General features: G+C 41.6%; 26 protein-coding genes. 1 reads left to right on the top strand and 25 read right to left on the bottom strand.

All coding sequences use genetic code 11. From position 1 onward, the window contains the following. From DI060_RS03000 to DI060_RS02950, 11 genes are read right to left on the bottom strand one after another with little or no spacing between them, the layout of a single operon-like run. Complete coding sequence (locus DI060_RS03000) at positions 1-1,044, bottom strand: type II secretion system minor pseudopilin (protein WP_108973545.1); 1,044 nt, start codon at positions 1,042-1,044, stop codon at positions 1-3. A gap of 19 nt (positions 1,045-1,063) precedes the next feature. Continuing rightward, positions 1,064-1,690, bottom strand: a complete 627-nt coding sequence (locus tag DI060_RS02995; protein ID WP_108973543.1) for a type II secretion system protein GspJ — start codon at positions 1,688-1,690, stop codon at positions 1,064-1,066. Between the two features lie 4 nt (positions 1,691-1,694). Further along, a complete protein-coding gene (locus tag DI060_RS02990) occupies positions 1,695-2,246 on the bottom strand; it encodes a prepilin-type N-terminal cleavage/methylation domain-containing protein (protein ID WP_108973541.1) in 552 nt (183 codons plus the stop codon). Next, positions 2,191-2,823 carry a prepilin-type N-terminal cleavage/methylation domain-containing protein gene (locus DI060_RS02985; RefSeq protein ID WP_108973539.1) on the bottom strand — a complete coding sequence of 211 codons (633 nt, stop codon included), beginning with the start codon at positions 2,821-2,823 and terminating at the stop codon, positions 2,191-2,193. The genes DI060_RS02990 and DI060_RS02985 overlap by 56 nt, the downstream gene beginning before the upstream one ends. Then, positions 2,824-3,297, bottom strand: coding sequence for a type II secretion system protein GspG (locus DI060_RS02980; RefSeq protein WP_108973537.1), 474 nt, complete (start codon positions 3,295-3,297; stop codon positions 2,824-2,826). Positions 3,298-3,308: 11 nt separating this feature from the next. After that, complete coding sequence (locus DI060_RS02975; RefSeq protein ID WP_108973535.1) at positions 3,309-4,535, bottom strand: type II secretion system F family protein; 1,227 nt, start codon at positions 4,533-4,535, stop codon at positions 3,309-3,311. Position 4,536: 1 nt separating this feature from the next. Continuing rightward, entirely contained in the window at positions 4,537-6,213 is a 1,677-nt protein-coding gene (gene gspE / locus DI060_RS02970) for a type II secretion system ATPase GspE (RefSeq protein ID WP_108973533.1), read from the bottom strand. Next, positions 6,210-8,009: a type II secretion system secretin GspD gene (gene gspD / locus DI060_RS02965; RefSeq protein WP_209451976.1), complete on the bottom strand. Its 1,800-nt coding sequence runs from the start codon at positions 8,007-8,009 to the stop codon at positions 6,210-6,212. The genes gspE and gspD overlap by 4 nt, the downstream gene beginning before the upstream one ends. Further along, a complete protein-coding gene (locus tag DI060_RS02960) occupies positions 7,987-8,898 on the bottom strand; it encodes a general secretion pathway protein GspC (RefSeq protein WP_108973531.1) in 912 nt (303 codons plus the stop codon). Before DI060_RS02960 ends, gspD begins: the two co-directional genes overlap by 23 nt. A 31-nt stretch (positions 8,899-8,929) precedes the next feature. Beyond that, complete coding sequence (locus DI060_RS02955) at positions 8,930-9,940, bottom strand: peptidoglycan DD-metalloendopeptidase family protein (protein WP_108973529.1); 1,011 nt, start codon at positions 9,938-9,940, stop codon at positions 8,930-8,932. A 12-nt stretch (positions 9,941-9,952) separates the two neighbouring features. Further along, a complete protein-coding gene (locus DI060_RS02950; RefSeq protein ID WP_244594251.1) occupies positions 9,953-10,333 on the bottom strand; it encodes a type II secretion system-associated lipoprotein in 381 nt (126 codons plus the stop codon). Between the two features lie 104 nt (positions 10,334-10,437). Here DI060_RS02950 and DI060_RS02945 point away from each other — a divergent pair, with 104 nt between their 5' ends. Further along, complete coding sequence (locus DI060_RS02945) at positions 10,438-11,922, top strand: ATP-binding protein (RefSeq protein ID WP_108973524.1); 1,485 nt, start codon at positions 10,438-10,440, stop codon at positions 11,920-11,922. Here the strand turns inward: DI060_RS02945 and DI060_RS02940 are convergent, their stop codons facing one another. From DI060_RS02940 to fmt, 14 genes are all read right to left on the bottom strand, one after another. Then, positions 11,923-12,123, bottom strand: a complete 201-nt coding sequence (locus DI060_RS02940) for a hypothetical protein (protein ID WP_108973522.1) — start codon at positions 12,121-12,123, stop codon at positions 11,923-11,925. It lies immediately after the preceding gene. A 104-nt stretch (positions 12,124-12,227) separates the two neighbouring features. Next, the gene (locus tag DI060_RS02935) at positions 12,228-12,578 is read right to left on the bottom strand and encodes a YraN family protein (RefSeq protein WP_244594250.1); all 351 of its coding nucleotides are present in this window, start codon (positions 12,576-12,578) and stop codon (positions 12,228-12,230) included. Next, the gene (locus DI060_RS02930) at positions 12,575-13,762 is read right to left on the bottom strand and encodes an HD-GYP domain-containing protein (RefSeq protein WP_108973520.1); all 1,188 of its coding nucleotides are present in this window, start codon (positions 13,760-13,762) and stop codon (positions 12,575-12,577) included. The genes DI060_RS02935 and DI060_RS02930 overlap by 4 nt, the downstream gene beginning before the upstream one ends. 34 nt (positions 13,763-13,796) lie before the next feature. Further along, positions 13,797-14,057 (bottom strand): EscU/YscU/HrcU family type III secretion system export apparatus switch protein, encoded by a 261-nt coding sequence (locus tag DI060_RS02925; protein WP_108973518.1) that lies wholly within the window; start codon positions 14,055-14,057, stop codon positions 13,797-13,799. Then, entirely contained in the window at positions 14,054-14,722 is a 669-nt protein-coding gene (locus DI060_RS02920) for a hypothetical protein (RefSeq protein ID WP_135354976.1), read from the bottom strand. The genes DI060_RS02925 and DI060_RS02920 overlap by 4 nt, the downstream gene beginning before the upstream one ends. Beyond that, positions 14,688-15,305 carry a ribonuclease HII gene (locus tag DI060_RS02915; RefSeq protein ID WP_108973514.1) on the bottom strand — a complete coding sequence of 206 codons (618 nt, stop codon included), beginning with the start codon at positions 15,303-15,305 and terminating at the stop codon, positions 14,688-14,690. The genes DI060_RS02920 and DI060_RS02915 overlap by 35 nt, the downstream gene beginning before the upstream one ends. Positions 15,306-15,383: 78 nt before the next feature. Further along, complete coding sequence (gene rplS / locus DI060_RS02910; RefSeq protein WP_167836896.1) at positions 15,384-15,800, bottom strand: 50S ribosomal protein L19; 417 nt, start codon at positions 15,798-15,800, stop codon at positions 15,384-15,386. A gap of 8 nt (positions 15,801-15,808) precedes the next feature. After that, a complete protein-coding gene (gene trmD / locus DI060_RS02905; RefSeq protein ID WP_108973509.1) occupies positions 15,809-16,462 on the bottom strand; it encodes a tRNA (guanosine(37)-N1)-methyltransferase TrmD in 654 nt (217 codons plus the stop codon). Then, positions 16,452-17,003: a ribosome maturation factor RimM gene (gene rimM / locus DI060_RS02900; RefSeq protein ID WP_108973507.1), complete on the bottom strand. Its 552-nt coding sequence runs from the start codon at positions 17,001-17,003 to the stop codon at positions 16,452-16,454. Before rimM ends, trmD begins: the two co-directional genes overlap by 11 nt. Next, positions 16,993-17,223: a KH domain-containing protein gene (locus DI060_RS02895; RefSeq protein WP_108973505.1), complete on the bottom strand. Its 231-nt coding sequence runs from the start codon at positions 17,221-17,223 to the stop codon at positions 16,993-16,995. Before DI060_RS02895 ends, rimM begins: the two co-directional genes overlap by 11 nt. A gap of 3 nt (positions 17,224-17,226) precedes the next feature. After that, positions 17,227-17,487, bottom strand: coding sequence for a 30S ribosomal protein S16 (gene rpsP / locus DI060_RS02890; protein WP_108973503.1), 261 nt, complete (start codon positions 17,485-17,487; stop codon positions 17,227-17,229). A gap of 60 nt (positions 17,488-17,547) precedes the next feature. Continuing rightward, the gene (rpe, locus tag DI060_RS02885) at positions 17,548-18,195 is read right to left on the bottom strand and encodes a ribulose-phosphate 3-epimerase (protein WP_108973501.1); all 648 of its coding nucleotides are present in this window, start codon (positions 18,193-18,195) and stop codon (positions 17,548-17,550) included. A 1-nt stretch (position 18,196) separates the two neighbouring features. Next, positions 18,197-19,213 carry a PASTA domain-containing protein gene (locus tag DI060_RS02880; RefSeq protein WP_108973499.1) on the bottom strand — a complete coding sequence of 339 codons (1,017 nt, stop codon included), beginning with the start codon at positions 19,211-19,213 and terminating at the stop codon, positions 18,197-18,199. After that, positions 19,210-20,160, bottom strand: coding sequence for a methionyl-tRNA formyltransferase (fmt, locus tag DI060_RS02875; protein ID WP_108973497.1), 951 nt, complete (start codon positions 20,158-20,160; stop codon positions 19,210-19,212). The genes DI060_RS02880 and fmt overlap by 4 nt, the downstream gene beginning before the upstream one ends. Between the last annotated feature and the right edge of the window lie 7 nt (positions 20,161-20,167).

The raw sequence follows: 20,167 nt of genomic DNA, 5'->3' as shown, positions 1-20,167 counted from the left end.
TTAATCTTCCGTATAATATAACATCTGATTGTTGGTTAGATCAAATAATCCAGACACCCTTCTGGTAATCTTATCTTTAATGATGCCCACACCAGTAATTTTATACACTTCTCCTTTTGTCTTAATACGTCCACCTGATACGTCGGTTCCCTCTCCTGCCAATTCTTTGTAAAGAGTTAGGTCTCCTGTAGTTTTTACTTGGAATTCAGGTTCATTTTCCAAATCTTTCAATTCTTTGATATAGCCACCTTTTTGGACTTTTAGCTTCAGTATCTTCATGGCAGCTTGCTTTGTCATAAAATCTGAAAGAGACATTAATACAAAATAGGGTGCGGTATTAATATTTATACGATCATCATACGAGTCACCAGCAGGTAGATAAGCAGTGATATTATTTGATAGTACATAATCTTTATCGGAACGAAGTGCTCTCTCTTCAGGCGTTAAAAAATCTTTTGAGTTGTTTTTATCAAAATCCTTAGGCTTAAGTGATTCATAGACTGTGGCGCGGTCAAAACCTTTGACTCCCAAAATTTCACTCAGACTGTAGAAAGGCGCATTTTTGATTTTTCTCGGAGGCTTAAGCCTAGTATAATAATAAGATTCGGCCCCTCCGCCAGTCTCTGTTGAATTCTCATCAATCCAATCGATTAAGGGAAAGATCATCTCACGTTTTAAACCAAACTGATAGAATAGGCGGGTCATCATCTCGATGGATCTTTGGTTTGGCTGGTCATCATAGATCTTTACAAGAGAATTTACATTGATCTTTCCATCCTCAGGACTCATTGTATAGTAAATCACTCCACCACCGAGAGGTATAGGAGGTGGATCCATCGCTAGGCCTGATTGGTAGAGGACCTCTTCTGGGATTTTCTTAAGAGCACCTACAGCTCCCATAAAGCCAGCTTTTGCGAGCATATGTGCCCGAAAGCCTTGGGCTTGTGTCCTTGCAATTTGGAATTCCGTTGCGGCATCTTGGAAGTACCGAGAAGCGGTGAAGAGCGATGCGGTTCCCAAAGCTAAAATCAAGATGGGCACCATAAAGCCAGATCGTCTGCGCCTATTTATGTAGAATAACGGGATGCGCGAGTGATTCATATTTTAAAAACGTATTACCTACTAACGAAACGATCTCAATGCGAATCAATCGGGGGATTTTTTTGGTTGTCCGAGAATTCCAATCATCCACCCATTTTTCTCCTCGCTCTGAGTACTTTAACTGAAAGCTCTTTACATTTTCAAGGAGGATATGTTCGATTCCACCTTGTGTCGGAAAATTGTCCACCATCTCATCCTCTCGGCGAATGAGATAAAAAAGATCTGGTCGTTTTGGATTTTCCATTTTTCTCAAAAAAAAGGAAACCTCGCGTACGGAAGCGGCCTCTTCTTCTTCCGAATTCGGATTTGAGGAACAAAACACGATTCTATCGTTTTTTTCACCGCCCCCTCCCTCAGCCTTTCCAACGAACAAAACCCTCCGTTGGTTGTCGATGAAGTAGGTACGGGCAAGGGAGCCACGGATATTCTCAATTGCATAAAGAATTTCTCTACGATTGGCACCCTTTTCCGATCTTCCTTTTTTTGCCATCGAGTTACTGGTATAAAATACAGTAAACATCGCTGTCATCGTAATCCCAAGAAGTAAGATGACGATGGAAATCTCAACTAAGGTGAAACCTTTGCGCATAAATTTAATATTTTGTAGAACGAAATGTTTCAACTGTATAGGTCTCTCTCTTGGATCCTTCAGGATAGGATATCTCAACTTTGATTCGGAAAACCTTTAGAATACCACCAGTCTCAAATGATTTTTTGTTTCCCCTTTCCTTCATCAGATCACTCAGACCGACATCCTTATCACCTAACAAATCTTTTGGTGCTTTTTTGCGAAGTTTGTCTGCATCTGGTCCACCGGCAAGTTTGAGTAGATCCATCTCCTCTTCTTTGATTTCCGTGACAAATTCAAAGCCTGGAAAACCCGGGATAGGTCCTTTGGTAGTATCAGATGTCATTGTCGTAGAGGAGTCAACTTGAGCCATCTTGATCTTTGCTAGGTGAACTGCATTTGCCAATTGCACACCTTTTTTTTGGTATTTCAGGCCATCAGCTATCATAGTATAGGTGTAAGTCATAGCGAATGTCGCCATCGCCATCGCAATTGAGATTTCTAGGAGGGTAAAACCTAACCTAACGATTTCTTGGTGTTTGTTTTGAAGAATTTGTGTTTTGATCCACTTGTTCATCTCTTTCATCCAATCCATAAGAAACTTTGGGTAACTGGTTTGCTTCATCTTCGTAAAGAAATTCCCCTGGATACACTTTGATCCGTCCTGAATAGCGGAACAACTGCATCGTTTTTTTGATTTCGCTTTCGTTACCCAGATAAAGAAAACAGTCAGTCGTGGTTCCTTGCGGAGAAAAAAATAACTTTAACTCTCCTTTATACTGAACCTTTCCTGCAAAGTCCCGTACCTTAACGATCTTCGCATAAAATGGAAGACTTGTCTTTCTGAGAATGGGCTCTTCAACAAGACCATCCTCTTCTCTTTTCAGAAGAAAGAATCGATATTCGGCTTTTTCAAAATCATATTTGAAAACTACAGTTTGGTTCAGGAGCTGTGCCTTTTCAGAACCAAACTTGAATGCTTCCGACAATTTCAGAGCGACATCTTCACTCGTTGGAACCCATAGGTTTCTCAACAATCCCGCCAAAAAAGCCATCATTACCCCAATGACAGCCACAACGATGACAAGCTCGATCAAGGTTAAACCAGACCGAAACTTGCCGAATCTCCGTAGCTGTCCTCTGGAGGCTGTCATCTATTTGAGTGCTGTTGGATACTCCTCTGGATCTAAGATATTAAAATCTTTATTTCGTCCTTCTCCTCCATCTTTCTTGTCAGCACCCAAAGTTAGAATCTGGTAATTGTTATTGTCATCGAATTTAAGCTGGTAGGGAGTTCCCCACGGATCCTTTAACACTGACTTATCTTTAATCAAAGGCTCATAATCCATTGCAACATCTTCATCATCAGGTCTTTCTACAAGAGCTCTCAAACCTTGTTCTTCGCTTGGATATTTTGAAAACTTGTCAAAATACTCACGCAATTTGATTTCAAGAATGCGGCTGTCGTTTTGAACCTTTAATTTTGCCTGACTATCATTTCCGCTTCCAAAGTTTTTAAACCCGGCATAAAGGATTCCCATGAGTGAACCAATGATCAAAATAACCACTGTTAACTCAATTAACGTGAGTCCTTCTTTCCACTTTCTTTTGTTTCCTTTCAACTTCATGATCTATCCTCTTACATATTTTGAATTTCTTGTGTGAGTTTGTACATTGGCGTCATAATCGCCGCCATGATGGTAAAAATAATGCCACCCATTACCAAAATCATAATTGGTTCTAAGGACTGGGTCAAAGACTTTATTGCTGTATCCACTTCAGATTCATAAATTTCTGATAATTTTGTCATCATCTGGGGAACCTGATCAGAGGCTTCCCCTGCGCTAATCATACCTAAAACCATTTGTGAGAGAATTTGTGAACCCTGTAGGGAGTCTGAAAGTTTTCCCCCTTCTTTTATTTTGACGATAGCTGCCGAAATTTCCTCTTTGAAAATGGTATGGTTAACAACATCTGACACAATATGTAAAGATGTAATGAGAGGAACTCGATTGACGAGTAGGATAGAAAGGTTTCGGGCAAAATTGGAAACCAAAACCTTCTTCAGAAGCGGTCCGATTACCGGTACACGAACAAGCAAGCGATCCCAAACCTTTTTTCCTTCTTCAGTATTTTTCCATCTCATAAAAAACAAAGAACTGATGACAATAGCGAGGAGAATTAACAACCAGTAATTGGTAATAAAATAAGACAAACCAATAACAATTCGCGTAATCAAAGGTAGAGTCGCGTTAAATGAAGCAAAAAGTTGTTCAATCTGTGGGATGACGACAACAAGTAAAAAGACAGAGACAGCTAGAGATAGTGTTCCCATAATGATAGGATAAATCATCGCCACTTGCACCTTGGATTTCAGCTCAGCAGATTTTTCTTCCAACTCGGCCAATCGATGCAATGTATCTTCATAGTTTCCTGTTGACTCTCCTACCGAAATTAAAGATGGATATTGATCAGGAAATACTGTTGGATGTTTTTTCATTGATTCAGAAAGGGACAATCCTTCCGTGATATCTGCACGCATCGCAATGATAACCTTTTTCAAGTATAGATTATCAACCTGTTCTGTAATCGATGAAAGGCATCTGTCTAGGGGAATGCCTGCACCAAGAAGGGTTCCTAACATTTTACAAAAGAGGCCAACTTCTTTCCTTGGGATACGGTAGAGCAATTGCGATAAAAATGGGAAAAGCTCTCTTTCCTCTTTTTCTCGGTCTTCTGATATCGACCGAACATAGAGGCCTTTATTTTTTAGTTTATTCCTTGCTGCTTGTACGTTGTTGGCATCAACAATGCCTTTTTCTTCTTTTCCTTTTTTGTTAAATGCAACGTAAGTGAACAGAGGCATATTAAGCGACTCTAATGACCTCTTCTGGTGTGGTCACTCCTTCTATCACTTTTTGTTTTCCGTAATCCCGTAGAGGCTGTAGTCCATTTTTCAATGCGATTTCTTTAATTCGATTCGCATCAGCTCCTTGCAATACAGCCTTCTTAACATCATCGTCCAGGATTAAAAGTTCATAGATTCCCGTTCTGCCTTTATACCCAGAATTCAAACACGCCGAACATCCTCTTCCGCGGTACAATACTCCATTTTTTAATTCTTTCCTTTGTATCCCCAGAACAGAAAGCTCTTTGTCTGTAGGCTTATAGGATTCTTTGCATGATTTGCAAATCACGCGTACCAAACGTTGTGCCATAAAACCAAGCACTGTGGAGGTAATGAGATAAGGTTCAATGCCCATATCCGCCAAACGTGTGACCGCACTTGCTGCATCATTGGTGTGAAGAGTAGAAAATACTAAGTGTCCAGTCAAGGATGCCTGGATTGCAATCCTTGCAGTTTCCTCGTCCCGAATTTCTCCAACCATCACAACATCCGGATCTTGCCGGAGAATAGAGCGGAGACCTGCGGCAAAGGTGAGTCCAATTTTTTCACTCATCTGCATTTGTGAAATTCCATCGATTTGGTATTCAACAGGATCCTCACAAGTGATGATGTTTCTTTCTTCTGTATTGATTTCGGAAAGGGCAGAATAGAGTGTAGTAGATTTTCCAGAGCCTGTAGGACCTGTTACCAGGATAATTCCGTAGGGTTTATATATAAGGTCTTTAAATTTTTGCAAAAGGGATTCATGAAAGCCCATTGTGTTAATAGAATACTTTTGGTCCGTTTTATTTAAAAGCCTCATGACTATCCTTTCACCAAACTGACAAGGAATGATGGAGACTCGAATGTCAACGTCCTTACCAGCAAGTCTGAGTTTGATTCTTCCGTCCTGAGGCAAACGGTTCTCAGCGATATTCAAATTAGACATGATTTTTATTCGTGTTGAAATTCCCGCCAAATATGATTTTGGCGGAGAGAGCACCTTTTGTAGAATACCATCTACACGATATCGAACAATTAAGGTTTTTTCAAAGGGTTCAATATGAATATCTGATGCTCGCTCTGAAACAGCCTGAGAGAGAATGACGTTCACCATTTTGATGATAGGAGCTTCGTTGGAAAGATCTAATGCATCACTCTCAAACGCATCGCTAAGCTCGTCAAACGAGCCGTCCATCTCATCCATCATCTCCTTCGCTTCTGCAGTCGTTTTGTCAAACTGCGAATGGATGATACGCATGATCTCTTGTTCTGGACAAAGAACGAATTCTATTTCGTATCCGCCCAAAAAGGCTCGGATATCATCCATAGGATGTAGGTCATTTGGGTCGCATGTTGCAACCTTTACTTTATTTTTATGGATATGAAAAGGAACAATTTTTGACCTTTGGATGAGCCTAAGCGGTATTTTTGAAAAAACTGTATCATCCCCAACAAACTCTAATTTGTCGAGAAATTCTAATTTATGCAACTTTGATAAGGCCTTCAAAATATCTATTTCGGAGGCTAATCCTTTTTTTTGGATAATGTGGGTGAGAGGGAGGTTTGATTTTTCTTGTTGTTTGGTTAAATCCTCTAGATCTTTTGCAGTAAGAATACCATCTTCGAGTAAACTTTGACCTAAGCTCTTTCTCATTTTAATTTCTTTTCTCGTTCCTCAGACATTCTTTCTTGTTCACTTTTCTTTTGGATCGTCATTCGATCGGATTTATCTCGGTCATCAAGAATATGCGGTGTTAAAAAAACCATGAGGTTTGTCTTTCTCATTTGGTTTGTTGTTCTACGAAATAAATTTCCTATGAGTGGAATCTCACCTAAAATTGGAATTTTTTGTACTTTTTTTTGCTTATCATTGGATAATAAGCCACCGATGACAATGGTTTGGATATTATCTACGACAATGGTAGTTTTGATATCGCGTTTGTTAAATGTTGGGTTTCCTCCTGTTGCCTCTGAAGAAATCCCTGCTACGTTTTTAATCTCTTGGTATAAATCTAAAGTAATCTTATTGTTTTTGTTTATGTGAGGAGTGAATTTTAGTTTTATACCCGTGGGTCGGTATTCAAAGTTAGCGACTGTAACTGCGTTGTCCCCACCCAGACCAGCATTTCGGTTTTGTGTTCTCACGGGTACATCTTGCCCAACATTGATCTCTGCCTCTTGGTTGTCCAAGGTAAGAATTTGTGGAGCAGACAAAACATTGAAATTTTCATTGGTTGAATTGGCATTTAAAATACCGATAATCTGCTCCCCTCCTCTTTGGATAAAACCAAGAGAGAATCCGGAGAGTGTGTTAACATTTGTTGGTCTACCATTCTTGTCGATCACACCACCCTGCAAAGCCAAGCCCGTGTTAAACTGTCCGTAGGCCATTTGTTGGTAGCGCCAATCAATTCCAAAGTCATTTAAGTCAGTAGAGGTTAATTCAACAATCAAGACCTCTAACAACACTTGTTTTCTGGGAGAATCTAATACTTTGATGATTTTTTTGATCTCTTCCCACTCTTGTGGAAGTGCTGTTACAATCAAAGAGTTTGATTCTTTGTGTGCTACAGCTTTAATCTTTTCTTGTTTTCCGCCTGGCCTTACGGGTTGTTGAGGCTGTTGCGGCGGAGGAGATATTTTAGGTGCTTCTCCACCTTCTGGCGGTGGTCCGCCTGGATTCGCCTGCGGCGGCGGAGTCGGAAGCTCAGGCATGTCTAACTTTACCAATATGGCAGCTAATTTTTCTGCTTCATTATATTCTAAAGTATAAATATGGATATCACCAGCAGAAGATATCGCGCCAGGGCCTTCTGCTTTAACATCTAAATTATCAATCAGTTTTAGTAGTTTGTTGATATCGGCAGATGAGCCAGACAACAAAATTGCGTTCTGGTTTTTAGGAATGATGATATCTGTATCAGGGGAAGTCACCCTTTTCAAAATCGGTTCCAGCTCCATAGCGTTTGCAAATTCTAAAGGAACAATCTGTGTGACCGTTTTATTTAATCCGATTTCATTTTCCGCAATTAGATCTTTCCCAATTCTAACTATGGGCGATTTAGCAAGTGCATCCTTGATTTTTACAACTTTGATGAGATCATTCTCTTCGATCAGACCAAAGCCTTGGGATTCCAAGACGGACTTCATAAAAGGATAGGCGTCTTCAACTTTGATTCTCTTTTGTGAGATGATCGTAACTTTCCGTCCCTTGACTGAATCATCGATTAAGATATTCTTTTTGATGATGGCACTCATCCCCATGAGGAAATCTTTCAATTCAGTATCCCGCCAATCGGCCGTAAAGGTAACAGGCTCCTGGTTTGCTATGTTTTTTGATTTTTTAACCTTATCTTCCGAATATTTCGGAAGAGTAAAGAGATAGAGAGAAAGAAATAGGACAATGGATAGAAAACTGCGTGTCATTTTAATTCCGGATAATGAATTCATATGTGATTATCTTGCCTTGTCTTTCTAAATCTACTGTTATTTTAGAAGCTTGTTTCACGGAACCCCAAATCTCTAACATTTTTTCTGTTTCATTCAGCGGCATTCCATTTACCCGACGGATAATATCTCCGCTGCGGGCGCCCAAGGAGTAAAATACATGGTCTTTGGCAACTTGATAGAGTTTGTAACCTTCTATTTTACCGTCTACAAGATGTGGGCCAAACCTAGCATTTTTATAGATGGTATTCGGATCCTTTAGCTTGCGGTTCACATCCTCACGAGACAAGACTTTTTGAACCGTTTGGCTGGAAGGAAGTGGACTTGCCTCACCTGTTTCTGTTTTGGGCCTTAGCCTTTCCTTGGCTTGTGCAGGAGTTTCCCCAATGTTCACTTTCAGCGAGAGACCACCCTTCTTCAATACCACATAATGTGGTTGGATATCCTGAACCTTGTAACCTGCGACCATTTCGCCAATTGCGAACTCTTCGGAATCATTGGCAGACTTCTCGCGCACCGTTACCCTAGCAAAAGACCAATGGCCTGAAATGGTACCTGTTACGAGTAACTGGTCGGCATCTCCATTGTCTTGGGCAATTTCTGGGTCTACATTCGACTGAGCGTCTCCTGCCTGCGCCTGGTTTGGATCAAACAGAACCCCACGGATCAAATTGCCAGATACCATATCCTCATATGTATTGACAGCAAGGATCACCTCTTGTTTGGCAAGTTTTGGTTTCGGAAGAGAAGAAAGATTGATGCCTGTCTCAGTGCTAAAGATGAGCAAGAGAAGCAAACGAAACAAATATGCCAATGAAAAGGAAAATAGGAAAACAGGAGGTATAAGAGTCAGGAATTTATTATTTTGGATTTGGTTGAGAAAAGCGTTCATCTTGTTCGTTCCCCGTCGGAAACAACCTCAATCAAAAACCTGCAATCTCTGATTTTGGTAACTTTGTAACAAACTTCTCTGTAAGGTTTAGAGCTGTCTCCGGGTTTATCAACTTACCATTCAGAAAAACTTCAAAATGCAAATGAGCACCTGTTGCAGTCCCTGTTCTACCAACCGCTGCGATCACACGCCCCATCTTTACAGTCTCTCCTACTTCCACCAATATTTGAGAGCAATGGGCATACAATGTTTTGTATCCATTCTTATGTTGGATGATCACCGAATTTCCATATCCACCATTCCGCCCTGTAAAGATCACTTCGCCTTCTGCGGCCGAAACGACTGGAGTGCCCACCTTTGCAGCAAGATCCAATCCTGTGTGGTAGACTCGGTTGTATTTATTGAATGGATCGATCCTTCGTCCAAATCTGGACGTAATTTTACTTTGGGGAACAGGAAGGATAAAGAGCTTCTTTTTGATCACACGGGATGCGCTCGCTTGTTTCACTTGGACAGGAATTTCCAATGTCTGCCCCAGTTTCAAAGCACTGGAAGTGAGGGCATTGTGTTTTTTTATCTTTGCGACTTCTGTCGCAAAGGATTTTGCAATCCGAGTTAAAGTATCTTTCTTTTGTACCACATACTTTTTGATCAGAATCCCAGGTTCATGGACAACCGTGTTGCTTACTACAGGCGAGACTTCGATATACTTAGGGAAGTCCAAAGAGGCTACCGATTCATCTTCCTCTTCTAATTGTTGGTTTATACCTTGTTCAAATAAACGTAACACTTCCGATTCTTCGCTCGAAACAGAAAAGATGCGGAATACGGAAGGGCTGGACCCTGCAGAAGCATGGGACCTCTGTATTTCGTCGTCAAATTTACGAAATGGATTTGCTTGCAGAGCTGTCCCGAGAGACAGAACAAGCAAACACTTGGATATGGTCAGGAATCCCTTCACTGAGTGAATATCGGAAAGAAGTTGTGAAAATCTTGAGCATGGCCTACTCAAAGTATGGGCAAAATGAAACAAAGCTAGCATTCCAAACCTGAACTATTTTTTTATCTTTATTTTTTTCGGATCAGCCAGAAGAAACTTTTGGTTTACCCATGCTTCCACATCGGACTGATTGTACTTCTTCTTTTTCACATCATCATTGATTAGATATGCAGCCAATTTCCCTGTAGAGCTTTCTCGAGATTCCGTGAGAGGGTAAATCTTCAATTTGAGTAATGAGGGCGTTGATTCCACATAGAGCCGAACCATCGTTCCCTTTTTCCAAACTTCTGAGTCAGAAACCCGCAAGTCCTCTTTTAAGGAAAAAACCTTGTCATCGTAAAAATCATTGATTTCGCGTAACTTTTCCTTCTCGATCAATCTTTGAGAACAATGCGAGCTTAGAATTAGCAATAAAACAATGAAAAGACGAATCACCAATCCATCCAAATGAATTTCTAGGAAAAGACACCATTCTGTCCTTAAAAAGGAAAGCGAATTTTTTTTTGAACCAATAAGATCGCAAAAAACTCCTCTTTCATGTGCAAGGACTCTCAGCCAATATCGGACTTTCGGGAATTCCCTCTCTTGCCCAAGACCACCAGGATGTATTTTTGGTTCGAGTGGACTTGGCAATTCGAAAAGGTCTCCCCCACTTTCAAATCTTAGGAAAGGTTTCCCAAGAAATTAAAGAAGCAAAAGATAAAATCCCATTGGCCTTATTACAGTCTGGCTTTATGTTTCCATTGGCCTCCATTACGGCAAATATTGAACCTAGCCATAGGCAAAAAGGTTCCACGTTTTTAGACCTTGCCCTAGCCCTCTCCATCCTTGTCGCGAGCTCTCAATTGCCTGCTAATCCTTGGGAAAACTGTATTGCTCTCGGCCAAATCAATTTAAGAGGAGATGTTCTCTGCCATGAGGATCTTTTGCGGTTTCTATGGGCAAGTTTTAGGTATCTACCCGAGGGACAAACCTTCCTTTTGCCTATGTCTGCCAAAGATTACCAATTGCCCAAAGCAGAGTATCTCTTTATCTCCCATCTATCTGAGCTAAGATTAGACCTTCCTCGAAAGACTGTGTTTGAGGAGCCAGTATTCCTCTCTAAAGAAGAGCCTTGCCAATGGGAAAAAGTCTTACTCACCACAGCACAAGCCCGTGCATTCCAAGGATTGCTCTATGCTATCTTAGGAAACCACCATAGCCTACTTGTGGGCAATCCTGGCACAGGGAAATCGATGCTGATCAAACTTATGAAAGATATGCAGCTTCCTTGGTATCCAGAAGAGTTTCCTTGGATGCAGTTCTTTTTAGATAAAGACTTCCAACCCCAAAATGCGCAAATCCCAAGTCGCCCTTTTCGGTCACCACACCATTCCATTACAGAGCAGGCACTTGTAGGGGGTGGTCGCCCTGTCCAGGAAGGCGAAATTTCTAAGGCAAATGGTGGGATTTTATTCTTGGATGAGCTAACCGAATTTAAATCAAAAGTTTTAGATGCCATCCGCGAGCCGATGGAAGAAAGGAAAATCGAAATCAATCGTTTGGAATCGAGTCGCAGCCTGCCAGCTAACTTTTTAGTGATGGCCGCATGCAACCCCTGCCCGTGCGGCTATTTCCAAGGGAGAAAAAGATGCTCTTGTTCCAATCGTCAGATTAGAGAGTATCTTAGAAAGATCAGTGGTCCATTTTGGGATCGCATCACTTTACACATTTCCCTTTTTGACCATGCGGACCTGAGAAATGTTTCCATCCACCGACAGCGGATCTTTGATGCTTTAAAAGAAGCTAGTTTTTTTAGAAGGCAGAGACTTAAGAAAGAGAGGAATGTTTACCAAAAACGCGAACTTTATGTGGATGAGACTGACCCACTCCATTCCTTTCTTTCTTTGCGACAAAAAAATAATTTTTATGAATTAGCGCGTACAATTGCAGACTTTCATCTTTCTCTTGAGATCCGTGTGGAACATAAGGATGAAGCTGCCGTTTACTTTCGAAATTCACTTTTGCTGGAATCGTTACGTTGATTATTTTGAAATGAAATGAGAAATTTCCATGGCAATCTTATTGATCGCGTAATCCATATAAGCTGGATCATTCACTTTCTTTTTATAATTTCTGAATTTCTTTTCAATGGTATCCGACATCCCGCGCTTCCGCAAAAGTACAGGATCTGGACCGAATTCATCCGTTTCGGCTAAATTGCCTAAAATGCTAAATTGTCTCATGAGTTACTTCCTTGTAACGATACACACTCATCCATGAGTGCGCTCCCACATTTGTGAGATACTGAAACAATCGGAAGTACTAAAAAATCCCTTTATGCACTATTTTAAAACAAATCGGAATAAAAACAAACTTCCCTTTTTTCATTGATATGGGCCAACGAAAAACTAAAATCACATCGTTCCAACGCTGGATATTGCTGAAATAGCTGTTGTGTAACCCTCCACATCCTCATTTTCTTTTGCTTGGGAAAGGCATGGAGAGGATGGAAGCCCGAAGATAGATTCCAATGTTTCACCTCAATGAAAAATAATGTCCCATCCTTGAAACTGATTATGTCAATTTCGCCAAAACGTGTTCGATAGTTTCGAAAGAGAAGAGTATGACCCTGTTCTATTAAAAAGGAAGTAGCTATGCGTTCTCCGTCTTGGCCTTTTTGGATGATTGGAATTCTCAATAGATTTGAGAGAACGGAATCGCCTTTTGGATAAAGGTATTTAGGTCTTGCATCAAATCTACAAAAACTAACATCTTTAGTCGATTTCCATCCATATCCTTTGTTACCCGAACAATAGGACGAAGAGGTTTGTCACGATTGGAATCAATGACGATACCTATACGACCATCACTCAAAGAAACGCCTGAACCAATTGGGAACATAGACAGCTTGTTCAAAAAGAGGCGAACCATTTTTAGATCATACCGATTTACATTTTCACTGATCATGATTCTCATTGCATCATAAGGTAAAAGAGCTGGTCGGTAGGGCCTTGCAGAGATCATGGACGTAAATTGATCCGCAATGGAGTACACTCTCGTCAATTCTTCCACTTGGTTTGCTAAGATCTTTTGTGGGTAACCAGATCCATCCATGGCTTCATGGTGTTGCAAAGATACAATCGCCAAAGAGTTCTTTAATTTGAGTCTCTGCGTTAGGATTTGGTAACCAGTTACAGGATGTCTTTTGATTGTTTTTTGGTCGAGTTCAGTCAGCGCACCCTTTTTCTCGGATACCTCTTCTGGAACTGTAACCATCCCTATATCAGCAAACAAAGATGCCAAAGCCAAATCTATCAATTTGGGTCTCGAAAACTCAAGATAGTTGCCCAAGAGAACGGAGAAAAAGGTCGCATAACAGACATGTGTATACAGATAATAACCGGAATGAGAGTGGGATAAGAGAAGGATAGGCAATTGCGGGTTATTTTTTACATGGTCTGCTATCCTTTCTGCCACTTCTCGAAATTCTCTAATTTCGGTATACTTTCCTTCTGAAGCAGATCGATAGGTTCTCTGTACTAATTCAAATGCATCCTTGAAAACAGCATTGAATTCAACCTTATTGCTGTTAGCTCTATCCAGAATGTATTTACAGCGAGTGGCATACTCATCCTCCTGCATCATCGGAAGATTTGTATCAAACAATCCAGGTCCCGTTGCGGACTGGCCTTTTTCATCCTCAATGCCCAGGATGGGTTCACCCTCTGTTAATACGAATGAAATCCCGAATTGTTTGAGGCGATCCAAGTCTTGTTGGGTGATGGGTTGTTTGGAACCCACAAGGACTGTATCCTTGTCTAGATAAACAGATTTGGTAAACTTAGTTCCAGGAGCCAAGTCGTAAACAGGTATCTTTCGCATTACGATTGTATACTACGAAAGTGAGCCTTCTGGATCAATTGTTTTTCTGATTTCCGACTGCTACCAGCTCTCGAAAGATGATTGCAATCGCCTTATACAATTCTCTTGGAATTTCTTTACTAACTTCAAGTTTTTCCATGGAGGAGACGAGTACAGGGTCCCGAACCTGAGGAATTCCATGAGATTCTGCAATTTGGCAAATTTGCGAGGCTACCACTCCTTTCCCTTTGGCCAGCACTATGGGGGCTTGGTTCTGTTCCATTCGGTAGCCCAAAGCAACGGCATACTTCTTCATGCGTAGCAACCTTCCCACTTTGTGAGCGTATGAACCTCCGCCAAGTCCATTATATGTAAAGAAACCGAAGTGATATGTTGAAGATCACCTAGCTTTTGTTCCTTGGTATTTTTGATTTCGGAGAGAACTTGTAAGGAATTTGAACAAATATAAATTTCTAAATTGGGGCTTTGGTCGAAACAATGGCTTGCCAATACCCAAATCGTTTCCCCGGATTCCTTTTGGTGTAGCAATAAAACGGATGTAGTCTCACGTTCTTTCAGGATTTGTACGCTTGCTTCCTCACCCCATAGATTCTTGTCATAGTGAAGAGGCTCTGGTGCGTTGATAAACTCAGGGAAGATTTGTTTCCAAATATTGGTAGGAAATCTATGCTCTTCTGTCGTTTGTTGGGCCTGATTTTGCCCGATTGTCTCTTTCCAAAGTGCAGCCCTTTCCACATCAAAAAATGCCTTCAAAAGAGCCTTTTGATATTCAGGGACTTTCTTAACGACTCCTTCGCATTGAGGTTTAGGCATTGCTTGCAGAGCGATCTCTGTTGCGGAACCCAAAAGAGGCTTAGGAGAGTTCGAGGAATACCTCCTTGGACCGACAATGGGTCTTTCTGTACTAGTATACCGAAAGAGGGTCTCAATCTGCGAGATTAGGAAATGGGAGCTCTTCACTCTCCCAGCTTCGGAGATTTCTTAAAAAACTCAAGCGATGGATGGGCGATGCCCCCAACTGGATGAGCTTTTCCCTATGGAAACTGGTTCCGTAGCCCTTATGTTTACTAAACCCATAACCAGGATACTTTCTATCCATCTCTTCCATCCAAGCATCCCGGTGTGTTTTTGCAAGGATCGAGGCTGCTGAAATACTAGGAACAATGTCATCCCCTTTGGGGATAGACGTATAGCCGAGGATTGGAGTTCGGAGAGCAAGTTTGTAATTCCCATCCACAAACAGATAGGCTCGCTGTTTTGCATCCTTGGGAAGACCACGATTGATTCCGTAAAAAATTGCCTGGTTGATATTGATACGGTCAATTGTTTTGGGAGAAACAAAGACTACCTTCCAAAAGGAACAGAGTTCTTTGATTTCCGATGCCAGTCGTTTTCGAATCGCTTCAGGGAGTTTTTTGGAATCTCGAATCCCTCGGAGAACAGCTCCACTCCGTATACGTTCTAGGCTCTCCCTACCGAAGGAAACAAGCCCAAGCGCAACAGGTCCCGCTAGGCACCCACGCCCAGCCTCATCAACAGAAATCGTTATGGTGCCAGAGGAGAGTCCAAACTCTGGGAAGTAAGGACGCTCTGGAATGGGATATGGAAGGGAAAAGATTGTTTAAGCGGAAGCCTTCGCTTGTGATTTAGCGGCTTCATCCTGGCGTTTTCTGTCTTGGGCAACCATAGCCTGACCGCCCTTTCTTTCTTTGATTCGGCCAGCCTTTCCTTTTTTCTCACGCAAGTAGAATAGTTTGGCTCGGCGAACACTTCCTTTACGAACGAGTTCTATCTTGGCGATTCTCGGGCTATGCAAAGGAAAGATCCTTTCCACTCCTACATCATAAGAGATTCGCCTAACGGTAAATGTTTTGGAATGGGACTTGTTGGCGATGGAAATCACTATGCCTTCGTAAACCTGAACTCGTTCTTTACCAGATTCAACAATCTTGTAGTGAACTTTCACAGTATCTCCGATCTCAAAATTGAGTTCGTTCTTTGGTTCAGTTGAAAGAGCTTTTTCTAGGATGTGATTCATAACTGCCTCTAAGGATGATTTCTCTTTTTGCGGTTTTTTTCCCGCCATTTTCTAATTTCTTCGTGATTTCCGTTCACTAAGACGTCTGGGACAGTCCAGCCATTAAACTCAAATGGTTTTGTGAACTGTGGGTATTCCAACTGGTCTTCTTCGTTGTGCGACTCTTCCACAAGGCTTTCCTGTTTCCCCAAGAAACCAGGCACCAAGCGAGAGATACAATCAGCGACTACTAGAGAGGCCAAATCCCCCGATGAAATTACATAATTTCCAATGGCCACTTCCCTGTCAACTAGATGCTCTGTTACCCTGTGGTCGACGCCTTCATAATACCCAGATACCAACGTTATTGCCTGATTGGACGCGTAGATCTCGCGAGCGAGGTCTTGGTTGAAGAGAGCGCCTGACGGACTAAGTAAAATCACTTCTCCCTTTTCTTCCCCCAAAGATTCTAAAGCACGGAATACGGGACCCACTTGCAAAAGCATTCCTGGTCCTCCACCATAAATTGTATCATCTACTTTATGGTGCTTGTTTCCTGCAAAGTCCCTTAGATGGACTGCATTGATTTGGACAATGCCTCTCTCTCGGGCCTTACCTGGAATCCCAGTGGAAAAATAGGATTCAATTTTTTCAGGAAAAAGTGTGACGAAGTTAAACCTCAAACCATTGCTCCCATTGTTTCACTTCGATCTCCTGTTTATGAATATCCCAATTTCCTATAAATTGGTCGAGGAAAGGAACCAGAATGGTAGGTAATGTTTCAGCCTTTGCATCCAATACTTTGAATTCCAAAATGGGATGTGCGGGGTTATCAATGACATCCGTTACCTCATATCCTAAATGTTCGCCACCAATGGAAGGCACCGCCTGCAAACCTAAGAGTTGGAAGGTATAAATTTCGTTCGGGTGCTCAGTCTGAGGTAGCTCTTCTTTGGGCAGAAACAACTCGGAATTTGTCAAAACTGCGACAGACTCCTTCGATACAAAACCATCGATTTGTACCAAAAAATGATTGGCTTGTTTATGGATTTGTAAAAGGGAAAGTGAAGTGAAAGACTCTTGCCCTTTCTTGGTATATACTGTTATGGGTGGCTTTTTTTGGGAGAGAGTATCGCCAGATGTAAAGACTTTGATGAGACCTTTGACGCCATGGCTTGCACCAAAAGTCCCAATGCTTACAAAGGAGCTTGGATCAATCGACAATTTCTAAGCTAAAATTTTTACCTTGTTTGGTTCCGGCAGCTTGCAGAACGGTGCGGAGTGATTTTGCAATCCGTCCGTTTTTACCAATCACCTTTCCCAAATCTTTTGGAGCCACACGCAATTCAATAACGGACTCCTCTTCTCCTGGAACCTGGGTGACATTAACCTGGTCTGGCTGGTCAACAAGAGAGGTAACGATATATTTCACTAAGGATTCCATCAACTATCCTTTGAACTTAGACCAGATCCCGTCTTTCTTCAAGAGAGCAAGGACAGTATCTGTGGGTACTGCTCCTTTTTTTAACCAAGAGATGGTTTTCTCTTCATTGAAAATAGATTTTTGGTCCACTTTATGTGCACTCGGATGAAAGTGACCCACTGCCTCAATGAAACGACCATCACGAGGGGCTCTGTGGTCTGCGGCAACGATTCTATAATGTGGGTCTGCTTTTGTGCCAGTTCTTTGTAATCTTAACTTAACCAAGAAAAATACCTCTAGATCGACATTTTTTTTTAGTAGGACAGACTGTCAAGATAGCTTTCCCTATGCGCCAGCCAATTGTTTTAATTTTTTACCTTGGGTATTAGGATCGCCAGTTTTATAGAGCCCCGAGCCTACCACACAAAGGTCAACACCCAAGTCCGAGAGTGTCTTGATGTTGGATTCGTTTACTCCTCCATCGACCTCCAGAAGGATGCCGTGTTTTGCAGTCAATTCTCGCATGCGTTTGATCTTATCTATACCAGAGGCAACAAAACTTTGCCCATAAAAACCAGGATCAACCGTCATCAAAAGTACCAAATCTAAATACGGCAAAAGATGCGAGATTGATTCAACAGGCGTCTGGGGGTTTAAGGAGATACCCACTTTTGCACCTGATTTTCGGATTTCCTCAGCAAGGCGCACGGAAAAGTGAGTGGTCTCAATATGAAAAGTAATGCAGTAAGGTTTGAATTCAAAGTACTTGGGGACATGGTCTTCCGGCCGACGTACCATCAGGTGAACATCTAGTGGGATGTTTGTCAGCGATTTCACTTCTTTTGTGAAAGCCTCACCAAAGGAGATCTGGGGAACAAAATTGCCATCCATTACATCCATATGAATGAAATCTATAGAAGTTGGATCATACTTGGGAAGGTCGACAGCTAAATGGCTAAGCTTTGCTGCCAAGATTGAGGCAGAGATTTTCATTTTAATATACTCCCTTCCATTTCCATGTTTTGGCTTCCCCTGTTTCTAAGCCAACTAATGTTAATTTAGCAGAAGGGCCACGGTAAACAACGAGATGTAACATTTCGTCTTCTTTCAGTTTTTGGGATGTCAAAACTTCTCTTTTCATCTCAGTGCCCGTCTTTGCATCAGTGTAGGAAAGGTAAGCAGTATAAACATCCGTATCATCAATCTCATAGGAAACAGTCTCGTAATCATAAAGCATTCTCTCTTGGGCTTCATGGAAAACAGTCGTTATGTGAGCACCAGATTCTGTGACTTTGATGCTTTGCACGATACCAGAATCTTCCCTTCTCTTTGCCTTTTGGATCTCTTGGATCTTATACGGAATCTTATTCCGCTGCAAAGCCTCTACTGCAAAGGGTGTCGGAACTGCTATGAGTAGTTCTTCCCAATCTTTGGGTGTGAGAACTTTGGAGGACTTTGAAGTATTGGATTCTGTAACCAGAAGATAGACCTTTTCACCCGAATGAGTTTCCTTTCCAGCCTGTGGGATTTGGTCTATGACTGTGTCTGCGGGCTCATCACCCCTCGAAGGTACATAAGTGATCCCACCAATGGACATAGGTACATAGATTTCTCCAGATAAAACCTTTTCCAAAATGGCACGGGCTCTCTTCAAATCCTGGCCTTTCACATCTGGGACAGTCACCCGGTCAAAACCAATATTTACAGTCACATAAATTTTGCTGCCAGCCTCAACTTCCTTTCCAGCATCGATCGATTGGGAAAGTACGATGCCATCCGTTTTTTCTGGAATGCGCTTTGTTTCCAGTTTTACCTTTAACTGTAGCCTTTGCAGTTCATTATGAACTTCAATATAGTTCTTTCCAGTAATGTTTGGCATAAGAACTTTCTGTTCGTCTTTTGTACGAACCACAACAACTAAGAAGGCAGCTGTAAAAAACAAGATAAGGCCTAAGCCTAAGAATAAAACATATCCACTATAGGGTAAAATCTTCAGAAATTTTTCTTTCACAAAAACCGATCTCCGGGCTCCAAACGAGCACCATTCAAAAATTCAAAACCTGCCATGGGCTTTTTTCCCTCTGGCTGTATCCTCTCGATACCGATCAGCTTTCCGTCTCCACAAAGGCAGAAAAGCCTTTTTTTCGCCCCAAGGAAAAAGCTACCAACTTGCAATCCAGAGGGAATTTCCACCTCCTCTGTAGGAATCCATGAGGAAAGAAGAATGATTTGTTTCCCTCGAAATGAAGTAAAAGCTAAAGGATCGGGATACAATGCTCTGATTTGGTTGTGGATGCGCAGGCTAGGATTTGTCCAATCGATGGGACGATCAAGAGAGGTAATTTTTTTGCAATGGCTAGCCTGAGAGTGGTCCTGAGCTTGCCTCGGAAAAGGTTTATTTGGAAGATCTCTAAGCAATTGTATCAGTCTTTCACCACCACGACTCGTCAAAGTTTGGATTTGGCTTTCTGTCGTATCTGATAAAAGAATGGGCCAAGATTCTTGGGCAATGATATCACCTGAATCTAAGGCAGGCGAAACATATTGGATGGTATAGCCTGTTATCTCATCACCGTGCAACAGTGCAGATTGTACGGGCGACGCTCCTCGATATTTTGGCAATAAACTTCCATGTAAATTAATACTTCCAAATTTGGGACAAGCAAAAACTGCTTCTGGTATGATAGATCCGTATGCGTAGACTATATGCAATGTACTGGGAAATGATCTAATTTTTTGAATTGCATTTTCATCGCTTCTCAGTTTTTCACTTTGAATAACCGGAATTGAATGCGATTCTGCCAATGCTTTCACAGCAGTCGGTTTCAATTCTTTTTTCCTACCTACGGGTTTATCGGGATTTGTAACCACAAAATCTATTTTTAGATTTGCATTGATCAAGGCTCTTAGTAGGTCAGCCGAAAATTCTGGTGTGCCGAAATATCCTATTGAAATCATACAACTC

This window comes from Leptospira ryugenii (assembly GCF_003114855.1).
GTDB lineage: Bacteria > Spirochaetota > Leptospiria > Leptospirales > Leptospiraceae > Leptospira_A > Leptospira_A ryugenii.
Note: the sequence above shows the minus strand (reverse complement) of the source record. Positions and strands in the feature narration are given on the sequence as shown.

Excerpts from the sequence above, each read along its gene's own strand:
- DI060_RS03000 (WP_108973545.1), bottom strand. The coding sequence starts at position 1,044 with ATGGTGCCCATCTTGATTTTAGCTTTGGGAACCGCATCGCTCTTCACC.
- fmt (WP_108973497.1), bottom strand. The coding sequence starts at position 20,160 with ATGATTTCAATAGGATATTTCGGCACACCAGAATTTTCGGCTGACCTA.
- DI060_RS02925 (WP_108973518.1), bottom strand. The coding sequence starts at position 14,057 with ATGAAGAAGTATGCCGTTGCTTTGGGCTACCGAATGGAACAGAACCAA.
- gspE (WP_108973533.1), bottom strand. The coding sequence starts at position 6,213 with ATGAGAAAGAGCTTAGGTCAAAGTTTACTCGAAGATGGTATTCTTACT.
- DI060_RS02980 (WP_108973537.1), bottom strand. The coding sequence starts at position 3,297 with ATGAAGTTGAAAGGAAACAAAAGAAAGTGGAAAGAAGGACTCACGTTA.
- DI060_RS02955 (WP_108973529.1), bottom strand. The coding sequence starts at position 9,940 with ATGCTAGCTTTGTTTCATTTTGCCCATACTTTGAGTAGGCCATGCTCA.
- rpe (WP_108973501.1), bottom strand. The coding sequence starts at position 18,195 with ATGAAAATCTCTGCCTCAATCTTGGCAGCAAAGCTTAGCCATTTAGCT.
- DI060_RS02930 (WP_108973520.1), bottom strand. The coding sequence starts at position 13,762 with ATGCGAAAGATACCTGTTTACGACTTGGCTCCTGGAACTAAGTTTACC.
- DI060_RS02990 (WP_108973541.1), bottom strand. The coding sequence starts at position 2,246 with ATGAACAAGTGGATCAAAACACAAATTCTTCAAAACAAACACCAAGAA.
- DI060_RS02960 (WP_108973531.1), bottom strand. The coding sequence starts at position 8,898 with ATGAACGCTTTTCTCAACCAAATCCAAAATAATAAATTCCTGACTCTT.
- gspD (WP_209451976.1), bottom strand. The coding sequence starts at position 8,009 with ATGAATTCATTATCCGGAATTAAAATGACACGCAGTTTTCTATCCATT.
- rplS (WP_167836896.1), bottom strand. The coding sequence starts at position 15,800 with ATGAATCACATCCTAGAAAAAGCTCTTTCAACTGAACCAAAGAACGAA.
- DI060_RS02940 (WP_108973522.1), bottom strand. The coding sequence starts at position 12,123 with ATGAGACAATTTAGCATTTTAGGCAATTTAGCCGAAACGGATGAATTC.
- DI060_RS02895 (WP_108973505.1), bottom strand. The coding sequence starts at position 17,223 with ATGGAATCCTTAGTGAAATATATCGTTACCTCTCTTGTTGACCAGCCA.
- DI060_RS02985 (WP_108973539.1), bottom strand. The coding sequence starts at position 2,823 with ATGACAGCCTCCAGAGGACAGCTACGGAGATTCGGCAAGTTTCGGTCT.
- DI060_RS02995 (WP_108973543.1), bottom strand. The coding sequence starts at position 1,690 with ATGCGCAAAGGTTTCACCTTAGTTGAGATTTCCATCGTCATCTTACTT.
- DI060_RS02975 (WP_108973535.1), bottom strand. The coding sequence starts at position 4,535 with ATGCCTCTGTTCACTTACGTTGCATTTAACAAAAAAGGAAAAGAAGAA.